Below are 22,177 nucleotides of genomic sequence, written 5' to 3'. Positions count from 1 at the left end.
ACAATCAGGTTCACCCGCGGCCGGCGAAGCGGGCCATCCAAGCGAGGCCGGCGTCGGTGGCGCCGCGCGGCCTGTACTCGGCGCCGAAGAAGCCGGCGTAGCCGGCCGCGCGCAGGGCCGGCAGCAGCCAGGCGAAGTCGACCTCGCCGTGATCCGGCTCCTGCCGGTCGGGCACGGCGGCGAACTGGATGTGACCGATCAGCGGCAGCAGCCGGGTCACCTCGTGCAGCAGATCACCGCGCATGATCTGCATGTGGTAGCAGTCGAACAGGATCCGGATACCTTCGCCGCCGCAGGCCGCGATGACGTCGGCAGCCATGTCGCAGCAGGCCAGGAAGTAGCCGGGCACGTCGCGGCTGTTGAGCGGCTCCACCAGCAGGCCGATGCCGTGGGGGGCTGCCAGGTCGCGCGCCTCGCGCAGGGTGTCGACGAAGGTCTGTCGGGCGCTCGCTCCCTGCGCCCGACCGGCCATGACGTGGATGTTGGCCGCGCCGATCCCGCGCGCATAGTCCAGCGCCTGGCGCAGGCCTGCCCGCGCCTCGTCCCTGCGGTCGGACAGGGCGGCAAGCCCGAAGTCGCCCGCCGCCACGTCGCCCCGCGGCGTGTTGATGGCGAGCACCGGAAGCCCGGTCGCCTCGAGAGCGGCCCGGAGGTCTTCCGCCGGCACGCCGTAGGGCCAATGCAGCTCGACCGCCGCAAAGCCGGCCCGATGCGCGGCCCGCACGGCCTCCGGCAGGCTCAGGTCGGTCCACAGGAAGCCCAGGTTGGCGGACAGCGGCAGCGCTTCGATCATGCCCGCTCTCCCGCCGCCGTCCCGCCGGCCAGCACGGCAAGGGCCCTGGCGAAGAAGTCGTCGCCGCCGAAGTTTCCGGACTTCAGCGCCAGCGCCAGAGGCGCATCCTCGACCCGGAGCGCCGGAACGCCGGGATCGATCTCCGGCCCGATACGCAAGGCCGAACAGCCCAGTCCCGTCACCACCGCGCCGGAGGTTTCCCCGCCGGCCGAGACCAGCCGCTGGATGCCGGTCGCTGAAAGCGCCGCCGCCAGATCGGCGAACAGGGCTTCGATCGCCTCGGCGAGTGCTGCGGCGCCGTAGGCCTCCTGGGCCCGTCGCACGGTCTGCGGGTCTGCAGAGGAATAGACCAGCGGTGCCTGCGGCTGGCCCGACAGCACGAACGCGACGATGTCGCCGATCCGCAGCCTGCCCTCCATCACCGCATCGGCGGTGATCTCGAGGGCAGGATAATCGCGGCGGTAGATCTCGACCTGGCGCCGGGTCGCCTGCGAGCAGGAGCCCGACAGCACCACGCCCGGTCCCCTCACGCCTTCGAACGACCAACTGCGTCCGGTCAGCAGCCCGGCGCGGCGGAAGTTCTCCGGCAGGCCCAGCGCCACGCCCGAGCCGCCGGTGACCAGCGGCAAGTCTACCGAGGCCGTGCCGATGGCGTGAAGGTCACCGTCGCTCACCGCATCGACGACGATCAGGCCGGCTCCCCGCGCCGCCTCGCGCGCAAGGGCTTCGGCGATCGCCTCGGCGCCACGCATCACGTCGGCATGGGCGACGTGGCCGACCGCCTGCCGCGTCTGCAGCCTCAGCCAGCGGCGGATGTCGGGATCGGTCATCGGCGTGAGCGGATGCGCCTCCATGCCGGACTCGTTCAGCAGCCGGTCGCCGACGAAGAGATGGCCCTGGTAGAGGCTGCGGCCGGCGGCCGGAAAGGCCGGACAGACCACGGCGTGGCCGGCGCCGAGCTTCTGCATCAGGGCTTCGGCGACCGGGCCGATGTTGCCTTCCGGCGTGGAATCGAAGGTCGAACAGTACTTGAAGAAGATCTGGCGGCAGCCCTGCGCCTGCAGCCAGTCGAGCGCGGCAAGCGACTGACGCACCGCCTCGCCCGCCGGCAGGCTGCGGGTCTTGAGGGCGACCACGCCGGCCTCCACGTCCGGCGCCGCCGGCGCGACGGGCAGACCGCAATATTGCGTCACCGTCATGCCCCCCTTGACCAGCGTGTTGGCAAGGTCCGAGGAGCCGGTGAAGTCGTCGCCGATGCAGCCGAGCAGCATGGGTCAGACCTTCTTCCCGAAGGTCTCGTCCGGCTCGCCCGGCAGGGGAATGCGGCCTTCGCGGGCATAGATCTTGACCACCGCCGCATCGCCCTCGCGCCCGAGCCCCGCCTCCCGCGCGGCCTCGAAGCGGGCGAGCGCCGCCTCGGCCAACGGCACCGACAGGCCGCCCCCGGCGGCCGTGTCCCGCACGATGCCGAGATCCTTGACGAAGATGTCGACCGCCGAATGCGGACGGTAGTCGCCGTCGGCGATGAAACGGCCGCGGTTCTCGAACATCCAGGACGTGCCGGCACAGCGCGAGATCACATCCACCATCTGGCCGGCGGGAATGCCCTGGCCGATGCCGAAGGCGAGCGCTTCCGCCGCTGCGACGATATGGACGCCCGCCAGCAACTGGTTGACCACCTTCATGGCGGAGCCCGGCCCCGCCCGGTCGCCGAGATCGAACACCGTCTCGGCCATGGCGTCGAGCGCCGGCCGCGCCCGGGCGAAGGCTTCCGGCGTCCCCGAGGCCATGACCGACAGCTGGCCGGACGCCGCCCTGGCCGCGCCGCCCGAAATCGGCGCATCGAGATAGAGGACGCCCCTGGCCGCAAGGCGCGTCTCGAACTCCACCGCGCGTTCGGGCGCGACGGTGGCGCAGGAGATGACGACCGCACCCGGCCGCAGCCGACCTGCGATATCGTCGGCGCCGAACAGCACGTCCTCCGTCTGCTCAGCATTGACCACCACCGTCACCACGATGCCGGCTCCGGCCAGCGCCGCCGCAAGATCGGCCGCACTGGCCGCGATCGCCCCGCCCTCGGCGGCAAAGGCCGCCATGCGCTGCGCATCACGATCGACGCCGCGGATCGCAAGCCCGGCCCTGCGCAACGACTGTGCAATGCCGAGGCCCATGGCACCGAGGCCGAACAGGACGATCCCGTCCGTGGAGGGGGACGTCATTGCGGCGCGTCCTGTGCGTGGTCTTCGAGATAGGTCTCGACGATGGCCGTGAACGAGGCGTCGGGCCTGAAGCCCAGGTCCAGCGCCCGACGGGTGTCGAAGGCCTTAGGCCAGGTCGAGATGATCGCCTCAATCGCGGGATCGGGCTCGTGGCGGATGAGCGCCACCGCTTCGTCGCCCGCCACCCGGCGCAGGGCCTCGATCTCGTCGGCGACGGTTGCCGAGATGCCGGGCATGGTCAGGTTGCGCCGACCGCCCAGAGCTCGCGTGTCGAGTTCCGCCGCGTGCAGCAGGTAACCGACCGCCGCGCGCGGGCTGGCGAACCAGTGGCGCACGGCGGGATTGACCGGCAGCACCGCCTCCTCGCCGGCCAGCGGTTCGCGCAGGATGCCGGAGAAGAAGCCGGACGCGGCCGCGTTGGGCTTGCCAGGACGGATGCAGATGGTCGGCAGGCGCAGGCCGATACCGTCGAAGAAGCCGCGCCGGCTGTAGTCGGCAAGAAGCAACTCGCCGATGGCCTTCTGGGTGCCGTAGCTGGTCATCGGGGTCAGGACCTGGTCGTCGCCGATGACGTCCGGCAGCGGCGCGCCGAAGACCGCAAGCGACGAGGCGAACACGACCCGGGGGCAATAGCCGGAGCGCAGATGTTCCGCGCGGATCGCCTCGAACAGGATCTGCGTTCCGTCCAGGTTGACGCGATAGCCCTTGTCGAAATCGCGCTCCGCCTCGCCGGAAACGACGGCCGCGAGATGGTAGATGATCTGCGGGCGGCCTTCGATCAGCCGTTCCGCCGCGCCCCCCGCGGCAAGGTCGCCCGCCGACACCTCGACGGACACCGGACCCGACGGTGCTGCAGCGGTCATCACGTCGAAGAGGGTCAGCAGATCGATGGTCCTGCCGGCAAGGCTGCCGCTGGCGGCCAGGGCGCGTGCGAGGCCCTGGCCCAGCATGCCGCCGCCGCCGATGATGAGAATGGACGTCATGATCGTTCCTGCCGACCTAGATGCAGCGGCCGCCGTCGACTTCGATCAGCACGCCGGTTATGAACTCCGCTTCGTCGGAGGCAAGGAAGCCGCAGGCCTTGGCGATGTCGAGCGGTCGCGACAGGCGGCCGAGCGGAATTCCGGCAATGATCTTGGCCCGGGTTTCCGGTGTGTCCTCTCCCGGCAGGAACTGGTCGGTCAGGCCGGTCTCGCCCATCACCGGATTGACGCCGCAGACGCGGATCTTGCGGTCGGCGAGTTCGGCCGCCATCGATTTGGTGATGGCGATGACCGCACCCTTGCTGCCGTTGTACCAGGTCAGGCCCGGACGCGGGCGCACGCCGGCAGTGGAGGCGATGTTGATGATGACCCCGCCGCCGTTCTTCTCCAGGACCGGAACGCCGTGGATGGCGGCATGATAGATCGACTTGACGTTGACCGCGTAGACCCTGTCGAAGGTCGCTTCGTCGATCAGCAGCATCGACTGGTTCTTGTGGGTCGTGCCGGCGTTGTTGACAAGAATGTCGAGTTTACCGTAGCGGGTCATCGCCGCGTCGATCATCGCCTTGGTATCGGCACTTCTGGTTACATCAGCGGTGAAGGCGCTGGCGGCGCCGCCGATGTCCTGCGCCACCTTCTCGGCCGCCTCGGCGCGGATGTCGACGACAAGCACCCTGGCCCCCTGTTCGGCGAAATAGTGGGCAATGCCTTCGCCATAGCCACCACCGGCGCCAGTGACGATCGCGACCTTGTCCTTCAGCTTCATCTCGACTTCACTCCTCTGAAAGGTGCGGCTCCAGCCCTCACCTGTAGAACAACTCGACCGGCCCGAGCGCGATCATCGGCACATAGGTAACCAATAGCACGCAGGCGAGGACGACGAGCACCATCGGCACCAGCGCAGGAACGATCTTCTGGATCGGTATGCCCGCCACGGCACAGGCCGCGAACAGGTTGACGCCGACCGGCGGTGTGAACATGCCCAGCGCCAGGTTGACGACGATGACCAGGCCGAAGTGCACGGGATCGACGCCGTAGCTGATCGCGATCGGCGCGAGCAGCGGCGCGAGCACCAGAATCGCGGCAGATGTCTCTATGAACATGCCGACGATGAACAGGAAGACGTTCACGGCCATGAGGAAGCTGTACTTGTCGGTAAAGACGTCGCGCACCCACTCGGCGATGATCGCCGGCAGTCCGCTGCGCGTGACCAGGAACGAGAACAGGCCGGCACCGGCGATGATGATCATGATCACCGTGCTCGAGATCGCCGAATTGCGCAGCGCCGCATAGATCTTCGCGACCGTCAGGGACCGGTACACGAACACGCCGACCACGAGCGCATAGACAACGGCAATGGACGACGCCTCCGTCGGCGTGAAGATGCCGCCATAGATGCCGCCGAGCACGATGACCGGCATCAGCAGCGCCCACAGGGAATGGCCGATCGCCGCAAGGAAAGGCTTGCGCTCGTCGCCGTCCCGAGCGCCGTAGCCTTTCACCCGGCACAGGATCAGCAGATAGACGAACAGCGCGGCGGCGACCAGCAGGCCGGGGCCGAGGCCGGCGAGAAACAGCTGGCCGATCGAGGTCTCGGTCGCCACGCCGTAGAGAATGAGCGGGATCGACGGCGGGATCAGCACGCCGAGTTCGGCAGAGGATGCCTGGATCGCCGCCGCCGTACCGACCGGGTAGCCGTGCCGGACCATGGCCGGAATGAGGATGACGCCGATGGCGAAGGTCGTGGCGACGGAGGAGCCCGATACCGAGGCGAAGATCATGCAGGTGACGACGCAGGTGCAGGCAAGACCGCCCTGGATGCCGCCGACCATGGACTTCGCCAGTTCCACCAGCCGTTCGGAAATCCCGGCCGCCGCCATCAGGTTGCCCGACAGGATGAACAGCGGGACGGCGAGCAGCGGAAAGGAATCGAGGCTGGCGAAAATCCGCTGGACCGCAAGGAGCAGCGACACGTTCGAGAACAGGGTGATGCCGAAGGCGCTAGCAAGGACTAGCGAGACGCCGATGGGCACGGCTGCGGCGAAGAGAACGAGCAGCGAAAATGCCAGCGCTGCGTTCATACCTGCCCCTCCACGTCCCTGGCCTCGCCGGGGCCGGACTGGTCCTGTTCGGCGAAACTGAGCAGAAAGCGAGCGATCACGCCGGGCACGGCGAAGGCCGCGCCTACCGGCAGCGCCGAATAGACCCAGGCGATGCTGATCTCGAGGCCGGCGAGGTTCTGCCGCTGCACCCGCATGGCCATGCCCGTGCCGTACCAGATGAGCAGCGCCAGGAAGCAAAGCGAAGCGACGGCGATGACGGCGAGGAGCACCTTGCGCAGCGGCTTGGGACCGACGTCGATCAGGAAATCGACCGCGATCATCACGCCCTGCCGGAACGCCGCCGCAAGCCCCATGAACACCATCCACATCATCACCGACCGGGCGGCGACCTCCGACCAGGCGGAGGGATGCCCGAACACGAAGCGCGTCACGACCTGATAGAAGGTGAGGACGACGATGACCGCCAGGGCGGCGACGGAGCACTCGAGAGCGACCCTTGTGATCCGGCGCTCCGCAGCAAGAAACCACTGCATGGGCGAACTCCTGCCGGGGTTGCCGCAGAGCTGCGGCAGCCCCGGGGCCGATGGGACGGTCCTATTCCTGAGCGGCCTGGATCCTCTTCAACATGTCGTCACCGTATTTGGCAACGAACGTGTCGTAGGCCGGGCTGACGGCCTTGCGAAAGGCGTCGAGGTCGACCTTCTCGACCACCTTCATGCCGTTCTGGCGCAGCAGGTCCACGCCATTGGCCTCGTCGGCCTCGACCTTGGCACGGGTGGCGGCGACCGCCGCCTTGGCAGCCTCAGCGAACCACCCCTTCTCTTCGTCGGAAAGTCCGTCCCAAAGGCTTGGTGAAGCGAGGATGATGGCCGGCGAGTAGACGTGTCCGGTCAGCGTGAGGTTGTCCTGCACCTCCCAGAACTTGGCCGAGGTGATGACCGGGATGGGGTTTTCCTGGCCGTCGATCACGCGCTGCTGAAGCGCCGCGAAGACCTCGGGGAAGGCCATCGGCGTCGGCGCCGCGCCGGCAGCTCGGAAGGCCTCCATGTGCACCTGGTTCTCCATGGTACGGATCTTCAGACCGTTCAGATCGGCCGGCGTGTTGATCGGCTGCCTCGAGTTGGTGATGTGACGGAAGCCGTTTTCCGACCAGGCCAGGCCGACGAGATTGTTCTCGTTGATCTTATCGAGGAGTTCCTGACCGATCGCGCCGTCGAGCACGGCACGGGCGTTGGCGTAGTCCTTGAACAGGAACGGCAGGTCGAGGACGAGCGCCTCCGGCACGAAATTGCCGAGGGGACCTGTCGAGGAGATGGTAAGTTCGACCGAGCCGATCTGCAGCCCCTCGATCACGTCCCGCTCGCCCCCGAGCGCACCGGCAGCCTGCTCGCGGATCTCGTACTTGCCGCCGCTGAGCTCGGAAAGCGTCTTGGCGAAGGCCTGCACACCCATACTGTAATGGGAATTCTGCGCCGTCGAATGCGCGAAGTTCAGGACGGTCTGCGCCATGGCCGTGCCGGCCATGGCGATTGAGACGGCAAAGGCGGACGCCGCCGCCGCTCTGCGAAAGTGAGTCATGCGTTTTTCCTCCCAAGTGTCTCCAGCACCGCCCGAAGTTTGGCTCCGATCATTTATCCAGTCAACCTGACTTACAACTTGATCGACCCTGGTTGATGATCGCATCCGGTTCGAACCGAGGGCCGGCAAGCACATCGACCGACCCTGCGGCGCGATTGACCATGACGGCGCTTTGCCCAATATGTCAGGATGATGGAAAAGCCAGCATCCCCAGCGCGGCCGGCGGAGTTCGCCTTCGCCGACCTGCAGCAGAGCAAGTCCGAGCGGCTGGCCGACAAGGTCTATGAGAACCTCTTTCATGCCATCGTGACAGGCATGATCGCGGCCGGAACCAGGCTGCCCTCGGAAAACACGCTGGCGCAGGAATTCGACGTGTCGCGCCCGGTGCTGCGCGAAGCCCTCGACAAGCTGCGCGAGGAGGGTCTCATCTATTCGGTGCGCGGCTCAGGCACCTACGTCAAGGACGCCGTCGCCGGCGAAACCCAGGAACAACTCGGCAGCGACGCCGAGCGGGAGGTTCTGGAGCGGATCGGCCAGATGCTAGACGGCATCGAGCTGCGCCTCATCGTCGAACCGGAAGCCGCCTATCTTGCCGCCCGGCGTCGCACCCCCGCCGACATCGAACGCATGCGCGGAGCGCTCGACCGCTTCAACGAGGCACTGCAGAAGGGTGCGATCCTGCACTACCACGACTATGCCTTCCACGAGGCCGTAGCCACGGCGACCTGCAATCCGCGCATCGTCGACACCCTGAAATCGCTCGAATATGACGTGTCGCGCTCGGTCACGCTGATGCGGTTTCTGGTCCGCTTCCAGCCCCTCGTGCGGGTCGAGGCCGTCCAGGCCGAGCACGAGGAAATCCTGCGCCACATCGAGGCCGGCGCCGCCACCGAAGCGAAGCGGGCCATGCGCAACCACATCGAGCACGCCCGCATCCGCATGCTGAACAGCCGCCCGGCGCGCTGAGGGCCGGACAGACGGGCAGACGCAGCGCGACCCTCTCCGCCCATCACTCGGGCCTCATCACCACGGCCTTGATCGCGGTGACACCAACATGGCCTCGAGCCTTTACCCGGTCGCAGCCGAAGCGCGCTCCAGCAGACAGACAGCCCCATGCCGCGCCCCTGCGTCACCGACCCGATCAGCACCTGCACCGCCTCGATGACAGCGTCACGGCGCATCTGCCGGCCGCCGTCGATGACCCGAACCAAGTCTATCCGGCCTTAGACCGTTGAGTCGGCAGGGCGAACGGGACTTCCCTCGTCCTTCGGACCGTGATTGCTGTCGACTGGAATCCGACCGGAAACCCACGATCAGTAAATCTAATTTACATGTTCACGCAACAGCTGGCAATCCCGGCAGAGCGGATCGGAGCGGTCGAGACGGCGTCCGATGGCCTGCGCGTGGGCTTCCGGCTCATCGCCCGCGACCGGTCCTGCCGGACATTCCGGCACCTGGGCGACGGACCGCCCGCGGTCGGCTGGCAAGCCGACCGCGCCTTTGACCCTATTCTCCCGGGGTCGGTTTGGGAGTGCGTGCAGCCTCGATCTCGCGGCTCAGTCGCGCCTCCTGCTCGACCTGCGGCGTGACCAGGCGACCGAGCAGGAGATAGGCGACAGGCGTGAGGAAAAGCGTCGACAGGGTCGCAAGGCCGAGGCCGCCGACGATGACCCAACCGAGCGCGATGCGCGCCTCCGCGCCGGCGCCGGACGCCAGGATCAGCGGCACGCCGCCGACGATGGTGCAGATCATGGTCATCATCACCGGCCTGAGCCGGATATTTGCGGCGTTCTCTATCGCTTCGCGCACGGTCTGGCCGCGGTCGCGCAACTGGTTTGCGAACTCGACGATCAGGATGCCGTTCTTGGCCATGATACCAACCAGCATGACAAGGCCGATCTGGCTGTAGACGTTGAGCGTGGTGCCGGTCATCAGCATGGCGAACACCGCACAGGCAAGCCCGAGCGGGACCGTGGCCATGATGATCACGGCGCTGACGAAGCTCTCGAACTGGGCTGCCAGCACCAGCAGGATGATGACGATGGCGAAGCCGAAGGTGCGCGCCATGCTCGACGACTGTTCGCCCAGCGTCGCCGTCTCGGCGAGCGGGATGATCCGTGCCCCGGGTGGCAGCAGCGGTTCGGCGATCTCCTGCGCCACATCGTAGGCGTTGCCGAGGGCGAAGTCGGGCGCGAGGCCTGCGGTGATCGCGACGGAGCGCATCTGCTGCTCGCGCGCCAGAGACGGAGGCACGGCCCTTTCTGTCAGCCTGGCGATGGTGGAGACGGGAACGAAGCGTCCATCGCCGGTCCGGATGAAGATGTTCTCCAGATCGGTCGGGTCGTTAATCGGATTGGTGGTCGAGACGAACTTCACATCGAAACTGCGGTCGCCGATGAACACCTGACCGATCTTGCGCCCGTCGAGCATGGCCTGCATCGCTGCACCAAGGCCGTTGATATCGATGCCGAGGTCGGACGCCCGCTCCCGGTCGATGGAGACGAAAAGCTGGGGCTGGGTCGCTTCGACCGACAGCCGTGGCTGACGGAACCGGGGATCGCGTTCCATCTCGGCGACGATGCGGTTCGCCGCCGCGCCGAGCTCGCCGTAGTCGCTGCCGGCGACCGCGAACTGAAGGCCAGAGCCTGCGCCACGGATACCGAGGCTGTTGGGCTGGAACGCGAAGGCGCGCACGCCGGGCACATCGCGGACGAGCCTTGTCACCTCGTCGAGAATTTCCTGCTGCGAACGGCTGCGCTCATCCCATGGGGCAAGGCGCATGACCATGAAACCCTGGTTGGAGGTTCCGCCCGAGCCGGCGATGGAAAAGGTACTGGTGATCTCGCCGCGGTCGCGGAACGGCTGCAGCAGGGCCTCGATGGCGCGCATCTGCTGGGACAGATAGTCGAGGCTGACGCCTTGCGGCGCGGAAATGCGCAGGAAGGCCATCGAGCGATCCTCGGTCGGCGTCAGTTCCGACTTGATCGTTCCGAACAGCGTGCCGGCCGCGGCGGCAAACAGGAGCGACACCGCCACAACCACCATCGGTGCGTCGAGGCAGGCGCGCAGCAGGCGTTGGTAGAGGCCGGACAGCGCACCGCCGACTGCTCCCGTCGCACGCCCGTGTCCGCCCTGACCGGTGCCTGCCTTGAGGATACGCGAGGCGAGCATCGGGCACAGCGACAGCGCCACGAGCGAGGACAAGAAAACGGCAATGGCGAGAACGAACCCGAACTCGCGGAACAGGCCGCCGGTCTGGCCGGGCAGGAACGACAGCGGCACGAACACCGCGACCAGCGTCGCAGTCGTCGCAATCACGGCGAAGAACACCTCATCGGTGCCGAGTACCGCCGCCGCGCGCGGGCCGATGCCTTCGTTGCGTCGCCGCACGATGTTCTCGAGCACGACGATAGCGTCGTCGACGACAAGGCCGGTGGCCAGCACCAGGGCCAGGAGGGTCAGGATATTGATCGAGAACCCGGCGAGATAGATCGCCGCGAGCGTGCCGATCAGCGCGACGGGCATCGACACGCCGGGGATGATGGTGGCGCGCCAATCCCACAGGAAGACAAAGATGATGAGCAGGACGACGCTGACCGAGATCGCCAGCGCGATCTCAACCTCGTGGATGGCCCCGTTGATGAAGGTCGCATCGTCGCTGGTGACCTCGATGGTCATGCCTTCGGGAAGGGTCTCCTGGATGCGCGCGGCGACCGCCCGCACGCCCTGCGAGATCTCCAGCGTGTTCGACTGGGCGGCACGCACGATCCCGAGGCCGATGCCAGTCTGCCCGTTGGCACGCAACTGCGACTGGCCGAGATCCGGCCCCATCGTCACGGAGGCAAAGTCGCCGAGCCGCGCCCGGCGGTTGACGATCATGCTCTCGAAGGCTTCGGGCGTGTCGAGCGCAGCTGTCGCGCGGACGATCAGGTCCTGGTTGCGGCTGGTCAGCGAACCGGCCGGCGAATCGAACGCCATCGACGACAGCGCATTGGCGACATCGCCGACGGTCAGGTTCAGGCTCGCCATCTTGGCCTGGTCGATGTCGATCCGGAAGATCTTCTTGCGATCGCCGTAGACCTGGACGTCGGCGACGCCGGGCACGGCCGCGAGCGTGTCGGCGATCTCGTCCTCGACGAGCACGGTCATGTCTTCCACGGACATCCGGTCGGAGGTGAGGCCGAGGCGCACGACCGCCTGGGAGTTGGCGTCAGCCTTGATGATGCGCGAAGGATCGGCGCCATCGGGCATCTGGTTGGTGATCCGCCCGAGCGCATCACGCAGATCGGACGCAGCGGCATTCAGGTCGACGCCATCGGAGAACTCGATCGTCACGCGGCTTTCGCCGAAGGAGGAGGTCGAGGAGATCGACTTGACACCGGAAACCCGCGAGGCGGCCCCCTCGATAATGCCGGTGACCTCTCGGTCGATGGTTTCGGCCGCCGCGGCGGGATAGTCGGTGCGCACCGTGATGACCGGTCGGTCGACGTCCGGCAGTTCGCGGATCTCGACGCCGAAGATCGCGGCAAGGCCCGCCACGACGATCAGCATGTTGAACACGAACGCCAGGACAGGACGGCGAACGAAGAGGGCGGTCAATCCGAGGTCCGGGAAGCGGCCTGTGTTCATCGGTTCCTCGTCCTGCTCAAGAGCCACTCGGAGCGGGCGAAAGCACGACCGGCTGCGCCCGGGTCGGCAGATCGCTGCGGCCGGCGATGGCCAGTTCGGCGCCCTCGCGGACGAGATGGAGCCCCTCGGTGACCACCTCATCGCCCGGCGCCAGCGACGCCTCGACAAGGACGCTGTCCGTGTTGCGCTGGATGATGCGTACGGCCACGCGCTCGGCGCGCCCATCGCGCACGGCCCAGACGAAGGCACCGTCGGAGCCCCACTGGACGGCGAGCGGATCGACGGCCGGATAGCGGTCGCCGGGAAACCGCATGGCGACCTGGAACGACATGCCGGCACGCAGCTTGTCGGCCACGTTCGGGATGCGAGCCTGGACCTGAAGCGTCCGGCTGTCAGGATCGATGCGGTTGTCGACGGCACTGACCACCCCGCGGAAGGTCTCGCCGGATCGGGCAACGGAGGTCGCCGTCAGAGGCGAACCGACCGGCACGGCCGCGTAACGCTCGGGCACCCAGAAATCGACCAGGATCTCGGAGCGATCGTCGATCGTGGCAATGACGGTCTGCGACGTCACGTAGTTGCCGGCGGCGATCGGCAGGATGCCGACGATGCCGCTGATCGGCGTTTCGACCGAGCGCCGAGACAGGGCAAGTTCCGCCTCGCGCAGTTGGAGACGGGCGTTCTCGACGGCGAGTTCGACCTCGGTGACCTGCACGTCGCTGACCGTGTTGGACCTGCGCAGGACCTTCATCCGTTCCAGTCGTGCCTCGGTATCGCGCAAAGAGATCGCTGCGCGCTCGGCCGCAATCTCTTCGGCCTCGGAATCGAGGCGGGCGATCACCTCGCCGGCCTTCACCGTCGCGCCCGACTGGACGAGAAGCTCGATCATGCGGCCGCTGTCAAAGGGCCTTACCTCGACCGACCGGGCGGCGCGGCCGGTCCCGATCGCGGAAAGCCGGTCGTTGATCGTCAATTCGACCACAGGCGTCGTGATCACGACGCCGTCCGGTGCCCGCCAGCCCTGACCTTTGCCGGCGTTGTCGCCCGGCACCGATGTGGCTGCGGTAAAGGGCAGCCAGTCGATGCCCCAGCGGGCCAATTGTTCCTCCGCACCAGGATGGAAGCGGGTCCAGATCGCCGCAGCGATGACGACCACGACAAGGGTCAGTACAAGTTGCTTCCAGACCGACACGCGCTTCTCCGATTGGGACCGCCAGATGATGCCGCCGGGATCGGCGGACATCCTTTTGCATCTATGGCAAATCTGACCGTGAACCATACGACGGGAAACATCAAAACATTTTGATGGCCGACGCCACCGCGGCCGCTCCCGCCCAGGCCGGCCGTCGCCCCGCGCGAACTCTATGGATTCTCACAGGATGCGCGATGCCACCTTATGTCCGGGCCACAATTTGAATTTGTGCGGCCATCCGCCAAGGCTGAGCATGGCGCCGCGCTCCGTCGGACGGAAGGATGGATGCGCGATCGCCGACAACAACGGCAGGCCAGCCTGCACGGGAGGGAAAACCATGCGGATTTCACGTCGAACCCTGATGACTTACGGAGTGGGAATGGGAGCGAGTTGGGTATTCAGCCCCGTCTGGGCGCAAGGTGCCACGGGCAGGGCGAACGAGGGCTTCGCGAAGGTCAGCCTCGGCGGGGCCGACATCTATGCGTTCAGCGACGGCACGGTGAAGCGTCCGCTGGAAGCGGCCTTCGTGCGCAATGCCCCGCTCGATGCGGTCCAGGCGACCTTGGCCGCCCAGGACCTGCCCATTGACCATATCGAGGTGCCCTACACGCCCTTCGTCATAGTCACGGGTGGCCGACACTACCTGATCGATGCGGGCTTCGCCGACAACGGTCCGGCGGGGACCGGTCTCCTGCACGAAAACATGCGGAAGGCCGGTCTCGACCCGGCCTCGATCGACGTCGTGCTGATGAGCCACCTGCATGGTGACCATATCAACGGCCTGCGCCGCAAGGACGGTTCCCTGGTCTATCCTCAGGCGAAGATCTACATCCCCCAGCCGGAACTCGATCACTGGTTGGACGCCCAGCGCATGGAAGCCGCGCCCGAGGCCGCAAGGGGCGGATTCCGCAACGTCCGCCGCGTTCTGGACGGCTATCCGGAAGACAGGATCGTGCGCTTCGCGCCGGGCGATCGCCTCGAAGGATTGTTCGACAGCATCGCCTGCTTCGGCCATTCGCCCGGCCACACCGCTTTCGCTCTCGGATCAGGAGCCGACAGTTTCACCTATCTGGGCGATGTCGCCCACTATCCGGCACTCTTCGTCACCAATCCGGACTGGCAGGTCCAGTTCGACATGAACGCGGATGCGGCACGTGAAAGCCGCCATGCCATGCTCAAGCGGATGAGCGAGCAGGGCGGCCTTGTCGGCGGCTACCATTTCCCCTCGCCGTCGCTTGGCCGCATCACGGCCGGCGGCAGCGGATATGCCTTCGAGGGTCATGGCTGACCCGCCGACGCATGACGGCACGGGCATCGGGGGGAGCAACGACTTCTCCCCGACGTCATCCCCCGCCATCGACCCGTCAGTACGGTCAACGTTTGCGCGGGCACGCACCAACACGGCGCATCATAAGATGCGCCGGTGCGGTCATCCGCCACGATGCGTTTTCGGCACGGCTGATGCGTAACCGTTAGACCGACTTGCCGGCGACGAGGCGTCCGGCTCTCATCGCCGCCTCGGCGCATGCGGTCAAACGGGAGGAGGCTAAACCATGCCGACAGGCGAAGAAGACGTGGTGGCCGATCTGGTTCGGGCCAACCGGATTCTGGCGAACGAGGGCGTGCTGGACGCCTTCGGTCATATCAGCGCGCGCGATCCGGCCCGACCGGACACGTTCCTGCTGTCGCGCGCGCTGAGCCCCGGCCAGGTCCAGCGTGCCGACATCATGCGTTTCGACCTCGAAGGCAACGTTCTGGAGGGCGACGCCAAGCCCTATCTGGAACGCGTCATCCATGCAGCTGTCTATGCCATACGGCCGGATGTCGGTTCGGTCGTCCATCACCATGCCCCGGCAGTGCTGCCCTTCACGGTGGCGCCGGCGCCGCTGCGTCCGGTGATCCATCTCGGAGCGGTCGCCGGCGGCGACTGCCCGGTGTGGGACAGCCAGGACGAATTCGGCGACACCAGCCTGCTGGTCGACAGCTTGGCCATGGCAGCCTCGCTCGCGCGCGCGCTCGGCGACCGCCCATCCTGCCTGCTTGCCCGCCATGGCGCACTGTGCGTCGGGCCGAGCATTCGCCAGACAACCTTCATCGCGGTCTGCATGCGCGACAACGCCGAGGTGCTGTCCGCGGCACTCCGTCTCGGCCGGCCATCCTATCTGAGTGACGGCGAGATCGTGCAGGCAGCGGCCAGGCACGACGGCGGCGCTCCGGTCGAACGGGCGTGGAGCTTCTGGTCCAGCCGGGCGGCATGACCGTAACAAAGTCACAGTATTCCGGCAGAAAGGCGCGCCGGCTGAGCGGACACCACAAGGGCGGCCGCGCGCAGGGCATCGAGCAGTGCCGCCGCCGCCGGCGTCGGCGAGAAGTCCGCCCGGACCGTCGTCCCGACGGGACGCATGACGTCCGGCAGGTCGACGGGCAGGATCTTCAGCACTCCCCAGATGACCTCATAGTGGACCTGGTGGCGCGACAGGATCGCGAGCCGCGAGCCGCGCATCAACAGGGAACGGACGGCGACGATCGAATCCGCCTCGATGACATTCTGCGGGGCCGACAAGCCTCTGTCGCGGAGAGTTTCCTCGAATTTCTGACGCAGCGGCACGCCCTGGAACGGCAGGATCCAGCCATGATCGAGGCAATCTGCCAGATCGACACGTTCGCGCCCGGCGAGCGGGTGGTCCGCACAGGCGACGATGGCGACGTCGTCGAGGAACAGTTCCTCCGAGTTCAGGCCCTCGACCGGGGCCGGTCGGCGGATCGTCCCGGCCAGGATATCGATGTCGCCGTTGCGCAGAGCCTTCAGCAGCACCTCGTAGGTACCGTCGACGATCGCAACCTCAGCCAGCGGGAAGGTTTCCAGCAGGTTTTCGATCGCCAGCGGTACAAGTTGCACGCGGGTCAGCGGCAGCGCACCGATCCGGATCCGTCCGCCTGCCTCTCCCCTTAGATAACGGATTTCCTCGACGGCCTGCCGGATCTCCGAACGGGCCAGCTTGACCCTCCGCAACAGGATTTCACCCGCGGGCGTCAGGCGCATGCCGTTGCTGGTCCGGTGGAACAACGTGTGCCCGATCCGCTCCTCCAGGGTCCGCAGGGACTTGTTCAGGGCCGGCTGGGACGGCCCCGCCGCTCGTGCCGCTGCACTGATCGAGCCGGACTCGGCAATTGCGAGCAAGGCAGCGAATTCATGATCCGCTGCATGCTGGGCGAGCATGTTCGTCCGCTCGGGAGCCTGCCGGTCGAAGGCATGCAGTTCCGCTTCCGCGGCTTTCAGATAATCCTGCGCGCGGCGCGCCCGCTGCGTCAGCAGCCGTCCCGCCCCGGTCATGCCGAGGGTTCGCGAGGTGCGATGGAAGAGCGAGGCACCGAGTTCGGCTTCCAGCGACTGCACGGCGCGGGTGATCGCAGGCTGGGACATGTTCACCAGCCGCGCCGCACCGGCAAAGCCGTTCGCCTCGGCCACCGCCAGGGCCGCACGCAGTTTCCGCAACTTGGGCAGAAGTTCCTCCAGCTATATCCCGAGCGTATTCGGCCCAGGCAATTTTCCTATTTATGTCAGCACTTTCTATCATGTTCACGTCAGAGCAAGAACATGACCATAACCGTTTTGCATCAATCGAAAGCAGAAGGCATTTCCGCTTTTCAAGCCCAGGACCGAGACTGCCCCCAACACAGCCGGCGGCATCGTTCGATCGCGACCAACACGGCCGGGCGGGAGGAGCAAGACAGGCATGGACGACGTGCACGGCCGGACCGAGCCGGCAACGAACTGGCTCGACGATCTGGAAAAACCGGTCGCGGGCGACAGGCAATCGAGATGCTGGGGCAGCGACGTTGTCGCCCAGACCTTGCGGGAGCTTGATTTCGATTTTATCGCGCTCGTGCCGGGATCGAGTTTCCGCGGCCTCCATGACTCGCTGGTAAACTGTCTCGGCAACACCCGGCCCAAGATGGTCCTCTGCCTTCACGAGGAGCACGCGGTCGCCATCGCTGACGGCTACGGCCGGGCGAGCGACCGGCCGATGGCAGTCGCCCTGCATGCCAATGTTGGCCTCATGCACGCTTCGATGGCCATCTACAACGCCTGGTGCGACCGGGTGCCGATGGTCATCGTCGGCGCCACTGGGCCGGTGGATGCGCACAAGCGCCGGCCCTGGATCGACTGGGTGCACACGGCCCGCGATCAGGGTGCCCTGATCCGGCCGTTCGTCAAATGGGACGACCAGCCGGCTTCGGCCGAGGCTGCCGTTGAGGCACTGTTGCGCGCCCATCAGGTGACGACGACGGCGCCGTTCGGTCCGAGCTACGTCTGCCTGGACGTGACGACACAGGAAGAGGCACTCGACCGGCCCGTGACCGTGCCCGATGCCCGCCGCTTCTCGGCACCGGCGCTTCCGGTCCCCGCACCGACCGCGCTCGACCGCATTGTCGGCGCCCTTGCAAAGGCACGCCGCCCGGTTTTCCTGTACGGACGGATGGCGCGCGGGCTGGCCGAATGGCAGCGTCGCATTGACCTGGCCGAGGCGACCGGCGCAGCGGTACTGACCAGCATCCACAATCCCTCGGTTTTCCCGACCTCCCATCACCAGCACGTCCTGCCGCCGTGTGGCGAACAGCGCACGGATGCCGAGCGCCGCCTGATCGCGCAAGCCGATCTGATCGTCAGCTTCGACTGGATGGATCTCGCCGGCTACCTCAGGAGTTGCACCGACACCTCGCAGAGCCAGCATCCGATCGGCTGCAGGGTGGTGCATTGCTCGCTCGACAGCATGCTGGCGAACGGCTGGAGCATGGACCACCAGGCGCTGGCGGCAGTCGACGAGAACATTCTCGCCCATCCCGACAGCCTGGTTGCCGCTCTGCTTGAGCGGTCCGCAGACGGGCGTGGCATCGGCACCGACTGGCGCTTCGATGGGCCGCACTGGACGACCAGGCTGCCGTCGCCGCGAGGCGGGAGCGAGGACCGGATCGCGCTCGGAGATTTCGCCCTAGCCATGCGCGCGCATGCCATCGAGAACGACGTCACCTTCGTGCGCCTGCCGCTCGGCTGGCCGACGGCGGCCAGCCACTTCACCCACCCCCTGTCCTACCTTGGCAAGGATGGCGGAGGCGCCGTCGGCGTCGGCCCCGGCCATGCGGTCGGCGCCGCGCTGGCGCTCAAGGACAGCGGCCGGATCGTGACTGCGGTGCTCGGCGACGGCGACACACTGATGGGCATCAATGCACTGTGGAGCGCGAGCCATCTCAGGTTGCCGCTGCTCGTCGTGGTCGCCAACAACACGTCCTATTTCAACGATGAACGCCATCAGGAGCGTGTCGCGATCGCCCGCGGACGGCCGGCCGAGAACAAGTGGATCGGTCAGCGGCTGAGCGACCCGGAAGTGGACATCTGCGCGATGGCGAGGGCCCAGGGTTTCGAGACCATCGGTCCGCTGCACAGCCATGCGGAGCTTGTCGCTGCCCTGCGCGCGGCGACGCAACAGGTCCGCCATGGCGGGCGGGTGCTCATCGATGCCCGCATCGAGGACGGCTACGCCAACATGTTCGGCCAGGAGGACGCGGCCTGACCGGCAACCGGCAGACCGCTTGGCCTTTCCGCTCCGGCCGACAGAAGCCGGAGCCAGATCATCCGAAGGAGGAGATGCAAATGACGAGGAATTCCCTGAAGAGCCTGACGGCGGCCCTGTTCGCCGCCACTCTTGTCCTGCCCGGCGTGGCGCTGGCCGAGTTTCCCGACAAGCCGATCACGATGTACATCGGCTTCGCCCCCGGCGGCGCTGTCGACACCACGGCGCGCTTGCTGATCGAGAACCTCGAGAAGGAACTCGGCGTGCCGGTGGTGGCCGTGCAGCAGCCCGGCGGCGGCGGCGCGGTGATGGCCGCGAGCCTGATGAACCTGCCGGCCGACGGCTATTCCATCGGCATGGGTGCCAGCGCGGCCTTTGTGTTGAGCCCGGTCTACAACAAGAGCCTGCCCTACACGATGGACGATCTCGACCACATCGCCACAGTTTCCTATCCGGAGGACGCGCTGGTGGTGCGCAAGGACGCCCCCTGGAACAGCTACGAGGACCTCATCAAGGACGCCCGCGACAACAAGCGCGTGCTCACGCTGTCTTCGCAGGTCGCCGTGTCGCGGCTCATGGCCATCGCCCTTGAGCAGAAGGAAGGCATCGACATCGACGTCATCCCGACCCAAGGCGGCGGCGCAGGCATCCAGCAGGTGCTGGGCGGTCATACCGACATGACCTGGGGAGCCTCCGGCTGGCACCAGCTGGTTCAGGCCGGCGAACTGAAGCCGCTGTTCTCGCTTGGCTACAAACGCAACGAGACGTTCTCCAACATCCCGACCCTGCGCGAGCTGGGACATGACTACGCCTTCGTCGACACCTTCATGCTGTCCGCTCCCAAGGGCCTGCCCGCCGACGTGTTGGAGCGGCTGACGAAGGCGGTCGAGGCGGCGCTGACCGACGACCTAAAGCAGCAGTTGCACGAGCGCATGTTCCTCACCGCGGACTATCGCAATCCGCAGGACACGCTGGCCTATCTGCGCAAGCAGCAGGAAGAGGTCATGCCGTTCCTCGAGGCGATGCTCGCCGAAGACGCCAAGAAGTGACACGAGAGCACGGCCTGCCACACCGGGCGGGCCGGGCTTTTCCGTCTTGCAGGGGAACGAAGGGTTGCGCACCTCCGATATTCTCTCCGGTCTGTTTCTTCTGGGCCTCGGGCTGGCACTGTACGCCGTGATCATTCCCGATCAGATCGGCAGCATGTCTTTCGGCGGTCTTCCGCCGGACTTCTTCCCCAACCTGATCGCCCGCCTGCTGATCGGCCTGACCGCGCTGATGCTCGTCCTGCGCCTCCTTGCCGTCCTGATGCGTGCCCCGCAGGCAGAAAGCGGGCAACCGCCGCTCGGCCTTGCCGAATTCGCCTTCATCACGGCCGCAGCCACCATGCTGGTCGCCGTCTACTGGGTGATGGTCGCCCACAGCTTCATTGCCGCCGGTGTCCTCGCCGTTATGGCGACGGGGATCGCCATGGGTGCGCTGCAGCGCGAACGGCGCAGGCATCTGTGGCAGCTGGCCCTGCTCGCGGTCGGCGCACCCGCCGCGATCTACCTCGCTTTCCGCTACCTCTTCCTGATCTACCTGCCTGCCTGAGAGACGAGCCGATGGACACCATCCTTGCCGGCATTCAGGATGCCCTCACCGTCGTCAACGTCGCCTATATCTTCGCAGGGGTGGCGATTGGCATCGTGGTCGGAGCGATTCCCGGCCTGAATGCACCGATGGCGCTGGCCGTGGCGGTACCGCTGACCTTCTACATGAGCCCGCTGTCCGCCATCGCCTTCCTGATCGCGATCGCCAAGGGCGGCGCCTTCGGCGGAGCGATCTCGGCCATCCTGCTCAACACGCCGGGATCGCCGGAAGCAACCTCAACCGCCTTTGACGGTTACCCGCTGGCGCAAAGAGGCAAGGGCCTGAAGGCGCTGAAGATGGCACTCTACGCCTCGTTCACCGGCGACACCTTCAGCGACCTCGTCCTGTTCACGGTTGCCGCGCCTCTTGCCATCCTGGCGTTGCGCATGGGACCGCCCGAACTGGCCGGCGTATTCGCCTTCTCGCTGACGATCATCGCGGGACTGGCCGGCCGCTCGCTGCTTCGCGGACTGATCGCGGCCCTGCTCGGCGCCTTCGTCGCCTGCGTAGGGCTCGACATCGAGACCGCACAGCCACGCCTGACCTTCGGCTATGCCAACCTGATCGAGGGCGTGCCGCTGATCCCGATGTCCATCGGCCTGCTGGCGCTGTCGGAAATCCTGATCCAGATCGAGGCCTACACGCTCGGACGCAATCCGCCGGCCAAACGCATCTCGGCCTTCTCCAAGAGCATCCCCGCCGAGGACCGGCGGGTCAGTTTCAAGGAATATTTCGAATGCCGGCGCACGCTGGTGCGCTCGGCGTTGATCGGAACCAGTGTCGGCGCCGTGCCCGGCATCGGCGCCATCATTGCCGGTTTTCTCGGCTATGGCGCGGCCAAGCGAGCGTCGAGGACACCAGAGGAATTCGGCAAGGGCAAGCTGGAGGGCATTGCCGCAACAGAGGCGGCAAACAGCGCCGTCAACGGCGCCAACCTAATCCCCCTGCTGTCCCTCGGGATCCCCGGCAGCCTGTCGGCAGCAATCCTTATCGGCGCCTTCCTTATCCACGGCGTCAATCCGGGGCCGCTGATCTTCAAGGACCATGGCCAGTTGGTCTACGGCATCTTCGCCGCCATGTTCCTCGCCAATTTTGCCAATTTCATCGTCGGCAACATCGGTCTGCGGCTGTTCGCACTCATCGTCAACGTGCCCAAGACGGTCATCCTGCCGGTTGTCGTAGTGCTGTGCGTCGCCGGCGCCTACTCCAACGGCAACACAATGTTCGCCGTGGCGGTCATGATGATCTTCGCGGTGGTCGGCTATTTCATGCGCAAGCTGGACTACCCCTTCGCCACTTTCATCATCGGTTTCGCCCTCGGTGGTACCTTCGAGGAGGCCGTGCGGCAGACCGTGGTCCTCTTCGGCCGGCGCCCGGAAGCGCTTCTCAGCCGGCCGATCTTCATGGCCTTTGTGGCGATGACCGTGTTCGTCATTGCACGCATCGCCTGGCGCGGCTGGCGCGACACACAACGACGCCGCGCGGTCCCGGCAGACGGACCCCAATCGTGATCTC

At 66.6% G+C, this 22,177-nt stretch carries 18 protein-coding genes; 7 read left to right on the top strand and 11 right to left on the bottom strand.

The features are described 5' to 3' along the window. Positions 1 to 10: 10 nt before the first annotated feature. The 8 genes from SL003B_RS05735 to SL003B_RS05700 all read right to left on the bottom strand — a co-directional run bounded on the left by SL003B_RS05735 (position 11) and on the right by SL003B_RS05700 (position 7,636). A complete protein-coding gene (locus SL003B_RS05735; protein ID WP_013651880.1) occupies positions 11 to 793 on the bottom strand; it encodes a hydroxypyruvate isomerase family protein in 783 nt (260 codons plus the stop codon). After that, complete coding sequence (gene otnK / locus SL003B_RS05730; protein ID WP_013651879.1) at positions 790 to 2,064, bottom strand: 3-oxo-tetronate kinase; 1,275 nt, start codon at positions 2,062 to 2,064, stop codon at positions 790 to 792. The genes SL003B_RS05735 and otnK overlap by 4 nt, the downstream gene beginning before the upstream one ends. Positions 2,065 to 2,067: 3 nt before the next feature. Next, positions 2,068 to 3,012 carry an L-threonate dehydrogenase gene (gene ltnD, locus SL003B_RS05725; protein ID WP_013651878.1) on the bottom strand — a complete coding sequence of 315 codons (945 nt, stop codon included), beginning with the start codon at positions 3,010 to 3,012 and terminating at the stop codon, positions 2,068 to 2,070. After that, complete coding sequence (gene denD / locus SL003B_RS05720) at positions 3,009 to 3,995, bottom strand: D-erythronate dehydrogenase (protein ID WP_013651877.1); 987 nt, start codon at positions 3,993 to 3,995, stop codon at positions 3,009 to 3,011. Before denD ends, ltnD begins: the two co-directional genes overlap by 4 nt. A gap of 16 nt (positions 3,996 to 4,011) precedes the next feature. Next, on the bottom strand, positions 4,012 to 4,761 hold the full coding sequence (locus tag SL003B_RS05715; protein ID WP_013651876.1) for a glucose 1-dehydrogenase: 750 nt from the start codon (positions 4,759 to 4,761) through the stop codon (positions 4,012 to 4,014). A 37-nt stretch (positions 4,762 to 4,798) separates the two neighbouring features. Beyond that, the gene (locus SL003B_RS05710; RefSeq protein ID WP_013651875.1) at positions 4,799 to 6,076 is read right to left on the bottom strand and encodes a TRAP transporter large permease; all 1,278 of its coding nucleotides are present in this window, start codon (positions 6,074 to 6,076) and stop codon (positions 4,799 to 4,801) included. Next, positions 6,073 to 6,591, bottom strand: coding sequence for a TRAP transporter small permease (locus tag SL003B_RS05705; RefSeq protein WP_013651874.1), 519 nt, complete (start codon positions 6,589 to 6,591; stop codon positions 6,073 to 6,075). Before SL003B_RS05705 ends, SL003B_RS05710 begins: the two co-directional genes overlap by 4 nt. Before the next feature lie 61 nt (positions 6,592 to 6,652). After that, on the bottom strand, positions 6,653 to 7,636 hold the full coding sequence (locus tag SL003B_RS05700; protein ID WP_013651873.1) for a TRAP transporter substrate-binding protein: 984 nt from the start codon (positions 7,634 to 7,636) through the stop codon (positions 6,653 to 6,655). Between the two features lie 189 nt (positions 7,637 to 7,825). On the opposite strand from SL003B_RS05700, the gene SL003B_RS05695 reads away from it, so the two are divergent. Then, positions 7,826 to 8,602, top strand: a complete 777-nt coding sequence (locus SL003B_RS05695; RefSeq protein WP_013651872.1) for a FadR/GntR family transcriptional regulator — start codon at positions 7,826 to 7,828, stop codon at positions 8,600 to 8,602. A gap of 540 nt (positions 8,603 to 9,142) precedes the next feature. Here SL003B_RS05695 and SL003B_RS05690 read toward each other — a convergent pair. Both SL003B_RS05690 and SL003B_RS05685 read right to left on the bottom strand, forming a co-directional pair. Beyond that, positions 9,143 to 12,265 carry an efflux RND transporter permease subunit gene (locus SL003B_RS05690; protein ID WP_041375394.1) on the bottom strand — a complete coding sequence of 1,041 codons (3,123 nt, stop codon included), beginning with the start codon at positions 12,263 to 12,265 and terminating at the stop codon, positions 9,143 to 9,145. Positions 12,266 to 12,281: 16 nt separating this feature from the next. After that, positions 12,282 to 13,508, bottom strand: coding sequence for an efflux RND transporter periplasmic adaptor subunit (locus SL003B_RS05685; RefSeq protein WP_242390331.1), 1,227 nt, complete (start codon positions 13,506 to 13,508; stop codon positions 12,282 to 12,284). 328 nt (positions 13,509 to 13,836) lie between these two features. Between SL003B_RS05685 and SL003B_RS05680 the strand changes: the two genes are divergently transcribed. Together SL003B_RS05680 and SL003B_RS05675 are read left to right on the top strand one after the other, a co-directional pair. Then, positions 13,837 to 14,745, top strand: coding sequence for an MBL fold metallo-hydrolase (locus SL003B_RS05680; protein WP_013651869.1), 909 nt, complete (start codon positions 13,837 to 13,839; stop codon positions 14,743 to 14,745). Positions 14,746 to 15,010: 265 nt separating this feature from the next. Further along, positions 15,011 to 15,715 carry a class II aldolase/adducin family protein gene (locus tag SL003B_RS05675; protein WP_013651868.1) on the top strand — a complete coding sequence of 235 codons (705 nt, stop codon included), beginning with the start codon at positions 15,011 to 15,013 and terminating at the stop codon, positions 15,713 to 15,715. Positions 15,716 to 15,726: 11 nt separating this feature from the next. Here the strand turns inward: SL003B_RS05675 and SL003B_RS05670 are convergent, their stop codons facing one another. After that, positions 15,727 to 16,953 carry a LysR family transcriptional regulator gene (locus SL003B_RS05670; RefSeq protein ID WP_049792551.1) on the bottom strand — a complete coding sequence of 409 codons (1,227 nt, stop codon included), beginning with the start codon at positions 16,951 to 16,953 and terminating at the stop codon, positions 15,727 to 15,729. A gap of 241 nt (positions 16,954 to 17,194) precedes the next feature. Here SL003B_RS05670 and SL003B_RS05665 point away from each other — a divergent pair, with 241 nt between their 5' ends. The 4 genes from SL003B_RS05665 to SL003B_RS05650 all read left to right on the top strand — a co-directional run bounded on the left by SL003B_RS05665 (position 17,195) and on the right by SL003B_RS05650 (position 22,173). Next, entirely contained in the window at positions 17,195 to 19,030 is a 1,836-nt protein-coding gene (locus SL003B_RS05665) for a thiamine pyrophosphate-binding protein (RefSeq protein ID WP_013651866.1), read from the top strand. Positions 19,031 to 19,110: 80 nt separating this feature from the next. Next, the gene (locus tag SL003B_RS05660; protein WP_013651865.1) at positions 19,111 to 20,079 is read left to right on the top strand and encodes a tripartite tricarboxylate transporter substrate binding protein; all 969 of its coding nucleotides are present in this window, start codon (positions 19,111 to 19,113) and stop codon (positions 20,077 to 20,079) included. 64 nt (positions 20,080 to 20,143) lie between these two features. Further along, positions 20,144 to 20,623: a tripartite tricarboxylate transporter TctB family protein gene (locus SL003B_RS05655; protein ID WP_013651864.1), complete on the top strand. Its 480-nt coding sequence runs from the start codon at positions 20,144 to 20,146 to the stop codon at positions 20,621 to 20,623. Positions 20,624 to 20,634: 11 nt separating this feature from the next. Next, positions 20,635 to 22,173: a tripartite tricarboxylate transporter permease gene (locus tag SL003B_RS05650; RefSeq protein WP_013651863.1), complete on the top strand. Its 1,539-nt coding sequence runs from the start codon at positions 20,635 to 20,637 to the stop codon at positions 22,171 to 22,173. The last annotated feature ends 4 nt before the right edge of the window (positions 22,174 to 22,177 follow it).

Source organism: Polymorphum gilvum SL003B-26A1 (assembly GCF_000192745.1).
Taxonomy (GTDB): Bacteria; Pseudomonadota; Alphaproteobacteria; order Rhizobiales; family Stappiaceae; genus Polymorphum; species Polymorphum gilvum.
Note: the sequence above shows the minus strand (reverse complement) of the source record. Positions and strands in the feature narration are given on the sequence as shown.

Excerpts from the sequence above, each read along its gene's own strand:
- otnK (WP_013651879.1), bottom strand. The coding sequence starts at position 2,064 with ATGCTGCTCGGCTGCATCGGCGACGACTTCACCGGCTCCTCGGACCTT.
- SL003B_RS05715 (WP_013651876.1), bottom strand. The coding sequence starts at position 4,761 with ATGAAGCTGAAGGACAAGGTCGCGATCGTCACTGGCGCCGGTGGTGGC.
- SL003B_RS05690 (WP_041375394.1), bottom strand. The coding sequence starts at position 12,265 with ATGAACACAGGCCGCTTCCCGGACCTCGGATTGACCGCCCTCTTCGTT.
- SL003B_RS05710 (WP_013651875.1), bottom strand. The coding sequence starts at position 6,076 with ATGAACGCAGCGCTGGCATTTTCGCTGCTCGTTCTCTTCGCCGCAGCC.
- SL003B_RS05735 (WP_013651880.1), bottom strand. The coding sequence starts at position 793 with ATGATCGAAGCGCTGCCGCTGTCCGCCAACCTGGGCTTCCTGTGGACC.
- SL003B_RS05700 (WP_013651873.1), bottom strand. The coding sequence starts at position 7,636 with ATGACTCACTTTCGCAGAGCGGCGGCGGCGTCCGCCTTTGCCGTCTCA.
- SL003B_RS05665 (WP_013651866.1), top strand. The coding sequence starts at position 17,195 with ATGGACGACGTGCACGGCCGGACCGAGCCGGCAACGAACTGGCTCGAC.
- ltnD (WP_013651878.1), bottom strand. The coding sequence starts at position 3,012 with ATGACGTCCCCCTCCACGGACGGGATCGTCCTGTTCGGCCTCGGTGCC.
- SL003B_RS05675 (WP_013651868.1), top strand. The coding sequence starts at position 15,011 with ATGCCGACAGGCGAAGAAGACGTGGTGGCCGATCTGGTTCGGGCCAAC.
- denD (WP_013651877.1), bottom strand. The coding sequence starts at position 3,995 with ATGACGTCCATTCTCATCATCGGCGGCGGCGGCATGCTGGGCCAGGGC.
- SL003B_RS05695 (WP_013651872.1), top strand. The coding sequence starts at position 7,826 with ATGATGGAAAAGCCAGCATCCCCAGCGCGGCCGGCGGAGTTCGCCTTC.
- SL003B_RS05680 (WP_013651869.1), top strand. The coding sequence starts at position 13,837 with ATGGGAGCGAGTTGGGTATTCAGCCCCGTCTGGGCGCAAGGTGCCACG.
- SL003B_RS05685 (WP_242390331.1), bottom strand. The coding sequence starts at position 13,508 with ATGTCCGCCGATCCCGGCGGCATCATCTGGCGGTCCCAATCGGAGAAG.
- SL003B_RS05650 (WP_013651863.1), top strand. The coding sequence starts at position 20,635 with ATGGACACCATCCTTGCCGGCATTCAGGATGCCCTCACCGTCGTCAAC.
- SL003B_RS05705 (WP_013651874.1), bottom strand. The coding sequence starts at position 6,591 with ATGCAGTGGTTTCTTGCTGCGGAGCGCCGGATCACAAGGGTCGCTCTC.
- SL003B_RS05660 (WP_013651865.1), top strand. The coding sequence starts at position 19,111 with ATGACGAGGAATTCCCTGAAGAGCCTGACGGCGGCCCTGTTCGCCGCC.